Origin of the sequence: Meridianimarinicoccus roseus, from assembly GCF_003172915.1 — a bacterium.
GTDB lineage: Bacteria > Pseudomonadota > Alphaproteobacteria > Rhodobacterales > Rhodobacteraceae > Meridianimarinicoccus > Meridianimarinicoccus roseus.
The window spans coordinates 1-4,457 of sequence record NZ_QGKU01000009.1 but is presented as its reverse complement, the minus strand read 5'-3'; the positions used below and the strand labels follow the sequence as shown (position 1 = coordinate 4,457).

The following is a 4,457-nucleotide window of genomic DNA, read 5'->3' as shown; positions in this document are numbered from 1 at the left end:
CGATCCGGCTCTGAGGTCCAGATCTTGCAGATGTATTCGTAGGGCGTGAGGCCGCCGAGTGTTTAGAGCCGTCGGGCGTGGTTGCAAGCTGCCATGACGTCGGCAAGGTGCGTGCGCAACTGATCGTGGCTGTCGTAGTGGTATCGCTTGACCGTTGCGTCCTTGATCGTCCGGTTCGTCCTTTCGACCTGGCCGTTGGTCCATGGATGGTTGGGCTTGGTCAGCCGGTGCTCGATGCCGTTCGCTTCGCAGATCCTGTCAAAACGCATCGGCCGAGAGAGGATCGTGGTCCGGTTCCCAGGCTGATCTGCGAACTGAATGCCATTGTCGGTTGGGACCGTGTGGACATGCTAGGGCACGGCCTCGAGCATGTGCTGCAGGAACTCCCAAGCGGTGCGCCTGTCGGCTTTCTCGACGAGCCGGGTCACTGCGAACTTGCCGGTGCGGTCGATACCGACGAAGAGATAGAGCTTGCCCTCGGCGGTCTGCACTTCGGCGATGTCGATGTGAAAGAACCCGATCGGGTAGCGTTTGAACTTCTGCCGCTTCGGCTTGTCGCCCTCGACGTCTGGCAGGCGCGAGGTGCCATGTCTTTGCAGGCATCGATGCAGTGCCGAGCGCGTCAGGTGCGGGATCGACGGCTGAAGGGCATAGAGGCAGTCGTCGAGCGGCAGCAGCGTGTGACGCCGAAAAGCGACGATCATCGCCTCTTCCGGTTCGGTCAGGACCGTCGAGCGCGGCTCTCTTGGGCCAGTTTTGAGATCCTCGACCGTCGCCCGCTTACGCCACTTCGCCACCGTCTTGGGGTTGCTCCCGAACTCTCGGCTTAGCTCCGAGAGCGAAGCTTGCGATCGCTGTATCGCAGCTCTGACGGCGTGCGTGGTCGTGGCGCTGCCATGACGAACTTGTCCCACAGTGCTTCCTTCCATCCATGCGAAAGGATCACACCATCAAACCGGGGGATCAAACATCTGAGACTTCAGGCCTTGTAGGTAATTCGACTTCCTGCGCGTGTGGCCGATCTCGAGCGGCCGGAACGCGTGCCGGGGGTGGGGATGGCGTCCGATTGCTTGCCGAATACGACTGGGCATGCTCAGGAGGACCGCGGCCGAACCTCCTAACGCATGGGCCTGAGCGCCTTGTGTCGCTTCGCCGCATTCAGCGGCCCCGATGTCCATTTCCGGTCCAACGCGGCACGGCATAAGGCACCGTACGGCGATAGGCGTCGAAGCGAGCGCCATAGCGGGCGGCAAAGCGGCGTTCCTTGAGGCGCGGGGCCGCCAGGCAATAGGCCGTCAACGACAGGGCGAGGACCAGTTGATCCGGGGTCCAGACCGGCACTGTCCAGAGCGTCAGCGCGAATGCCACGTAGATCGGTTGCCGGATCAGGCGGAAAAGGCCGCCCGTGGGCATGTCGGGAAACACCGGGCGGATGTTCTGGATCAACGACATCCAGCCAAGCGCGCCGCTTTGCACCTCGGCGCCCGCGTCGTAGCTTGCCTTGATCAGCATCAGCCATGACAGCGCGTAGAGCGTGAAGGTGACAAGAAGGGCCGTACCTTCGGCCCGCCACCAGACGACACCGCTTGGGGTCCAGAGGGCGAACAACGCCAACAGCTGCACGGAGGCGATAATCGCATAGGTCGTCGTCGCCAGGGTGCGCCCATATCCACCGGGGGCCAGCCTGGCCAATGCCCGACCGCCGCGCCTGGTCAACAAGAGCGAATGCGCCGCCGGGAACTGCAGGATCAGGGCGGCATTGGCGAGGACCGACCACGGCGAAGGGACGCGGCCGAGGCTTTCGCTCATCCCGAAGAACATGGCGACAATCATCGCAAGCACGGCTGCAGCGAAGACGACGTGACAGATGATGCCATAGGCCAGCGCGAGGGCAATCCTTCGCGCACCGGGCGGTGGCCGCAATGTGCCGAGCGCGAGGGTGAGAAGCCGTTCCAGCGGGGTAGGGGACGAGGATGACATGCGCCGGACATAGCGGCGGCGCGGTCAAGAAAAAGAGGGCGCGACGCGGAGGCCGGGCGAGCGGGACCGGATCCGGCGGGAGACCGGGCCGCATCCGCACCCGATCGACCAAGCGAGGCGCAGGACCGCAGTCGATGCCCGAGGTCCTGTCGGGAGACCTTCCCGATAACTTTCTGCGGTGATTGATCGTGCGCCCGGCGTGAAATGCGGTCACGCTGCAAGCTGGGCGACAGCTTCCGTCACATCCGGGTCGCCCCGGTGCGAAACCATTCGGCGAGATCGGCCTCGCTGACCGTATCCGTGGCCAACCCTTCCATCGTCGCCACGCCGTCGGCCGGGTTGGGTCGAAACATCAGCCCGTTCAGGCGCAGGAACGTGACTGCCGTAACGAAAGCAGTGCGCTTGTTCCCGTCCACGAAGGCGTGCGCCTTGGCGATGCCGAACCCGGAGGCTGCCGCGAGATCGCTCAGGTCCGGCGCACCGTACGCCACAAGATGCGAAGGGCGCGCGCAGGCGCTTTCCAGCAGTCCAAGGTCGCGCAGCCCGGTCGCACCACCATGACGCACGATCTGCCGGTCATGGATCGTGAGCACCGCCTTGAGCGGCACCCAGACGGGTGCGATCACGCCAACGCCTGAAGCAGGTCCCGGTTCTCGTCCATCACATCTTCGGCTGCCCGAAGCGCTGCGACCAGCTCCGGATCATGCGCCATGATCTTCAGGCTTCCATCCTCTGCGCGCACGACATGCAGGGTGTCGCCTTCCTTGGCGTCCAGAGCGGCAAGCATTTCTCCGGTCAGGGTCATCACAGCGGAATTGCCGACTTTGCGAATTTTGGTCTCGAACATGGGACGCTCTCTCTTGTATATCCTATAGTATATACGATCACGCCGTGGATTCAAGACGCCCGTCTTCGGGGTCTCGAAAAAGAACCGTCGCGCCAATAACGGGTCGCAGTGGAGTTGTGGCCTCAGAGTCTGCGATGCCACGCAAGTCCACGGTCAAGCACCATCGGTTTCCGCGGAAGGTGATCCTGTACGCAATGCGCTGGTCCCTGCGATGTGCGCTGTCCTTTCAGGACGTCGAGAATGTTCTGGCGGTGTGCGTGCGGCTTCATCGCCCGGGACACTGCCAAACACAGCAGGCTGTCAGACGAACAAAGGCTTGCGGGAAGCCCACTCCCGAGGATAGCAGATTTTCGTAGTTCAGGGCCAAGAAGCGCCTCGAACCCGCCGCGTCACAGTGCTCTGCCCCCTGAAAACTGGACCGTTTGAAGCTGGAGTTTTCGGCTAATCTTTCCTGGCTGGGAGAGGAGCGGAAACGCATGAAGGCATCGAAGTTCACGGAGGCGCAGAAGGCGTTCATCCTGAAGCAGGGGGAGCAGGGAACGCCGGTCGCGGAGATCTGTCGCAAGGCGGGGATCAGCCAGGCGACCTATTTCAATTGGAAGAAGAAATATGGCGGGTTGCTGCCAGACGAGATGCGCCGGCTGAAGGCGCTTGAGGACGAGAACACACGGCTGAAGAAGATCGTCGCCGATCTGACCCTCGATCGGGAGATGTTGCAGGACGTGATCCGCCGAAAGCTCTGAAGCCTGGGCGTCTGCGAGAGATCGTGACCGGGATGTGCGTCGACTGGGGCGTGTCGATCCGGAAGGCCTGTGGGGCCATCTGCCTTGACACGTCCAGCTACCACTACAAGTCCCGGCGGACGCATCAGGCTGCCGTCGAAAGGCGGATCAGGGAGATCTGCGAGACGCGTGTGCGGTATGGCTATCGCCGTGTGCATGTCTTGCTTCGGCGAGAAGGTTGGATCATCAACATGAAGAAGACGCGCAGGATTTACAACGAATTGGGGCTTCAGCTGCGGAACAAGCACCCGAAACGCCGGGTGAAAGCGAAGCTGCGCGAGGACCGCCAGGAAGCGGTCGGCCCGAACGATGTCTGGGCGATGGACTTCGTTCACGACCAACTCGCCATGGGCAAGAAGCTCCGCATCCTGACCGTGGTGGACACCCATTCCCGGCTCTGTCCAGCGGCTGATGCCCGCTTCGCCTACCGCGGCGAAGACGTCGTGCAAACACTGGAGAAGGTCTGCGCCAAGATCGGCTACCCGAAGACCATTCGGGTCGATAATGGCAGCGAGTTCATCTCCCGTGACCTCGACCTCTGGGCCTATGCCAACGACGTCACGTTGGACTTCTCGCGACCGGGAAAACCGACCGACAACGGGTTCATCGAGGCGTTCAATTCGAAGCTCCGCGCGGAATGCCTGAACGCGCACTGGTTCATGAGCCTTGCCGACGCCCGCGAAAAGCTGGAAGATTGGCGTAGACACTACAACGAAGACCGACCTCACAGCGCGATCGGATACAACATCCCGATGGCCATGCATTATCCCGATGGCGTCACCAGCCCGTCATCGTGAGACAGCCGGAAAAATCCAGCTTCCGGCGGTCCAAGGTCGGGGAGCAGTGCA

Annotated in this window: 4 protein-coding genes and 1 pseudogene; 1 reads left to right on the top strand and 4 read right to left on the bottom strand. The window is 62.3% G+C overall.

Features of this window, described 5'->3' with window-relative positions; genetic code table 11:
- From DKT77_RS02435 to DKT77_RS02420, 4 genes and pseudogenes are all read right to left on the bottom strand, one after another.
- Window positions 1–914: pseudogene (locus DKT77_RS02435) on the bottom strand (IS481 family transposase); the annotation flags it as partial.
- 244 nt (window positions 915–1,158) lie between these two features.
- Complete coding sequence (locus DKT77_RS02430) at window positions 1,159–1,980, bottom strand: methyltransferase family protein (protein WP_109810160.1); 822 nt, start codon at window positions 1,978–1,980, stop codon at window positions 1,159–1,161.
- A gap of 239 nt (window positions 1,981–2,219) precedes the next feature.
- Window positions 2,220–2,606: a type II toxin-antitoxin system death-on-curing family toxin gene (locus tag DKT77_RS02425; RefSeq protein WP_109810159.1), complete on the bottom strand. Its 387-nt coding sequence runs from the start codon at window positions 2,604–2,606 to the stop codon at window positions 2,220–2,222.
- A complete protein-coding gene (locus tag DKT77_RS02420) occupies window positions 2,603–2,827 on the bottom strand; it encodes an AbrB/MazE/SpoVT family DNA-binding domain-containing protein (RefSeq protein ID WP_109810158.1) in 225 nt (74 codons plus the stop codon). Before DKT77_RS02420 ends, DKT77_RS02425 begins: the two co-directional genes overlap by 4 nt.
- A gap of 476 nt (window positions 2,828–3,303) precedes the next feature.
- Here DKT77_RS02420 and DKT77_RS02415 point away from each other — a divergent pair.
- Window positions 3,304–4,406, top strand: a protein-coding gene (locus DKT77_RS02415) for an IS3 family transposase (protein ID WP_109810157.1) whose coding sequence is annotated in 2 segments (ribosomal slippage) — window positions 3,304–3,565 and window positions 3,565–4,406 — 1,104 coding nt in all. Because the reading frame shifts where the segments join, the coding sequence is not laid out codon by codon here.
- Window positions 4,407–4,457 lie beyond the last annotated feature (51 nt).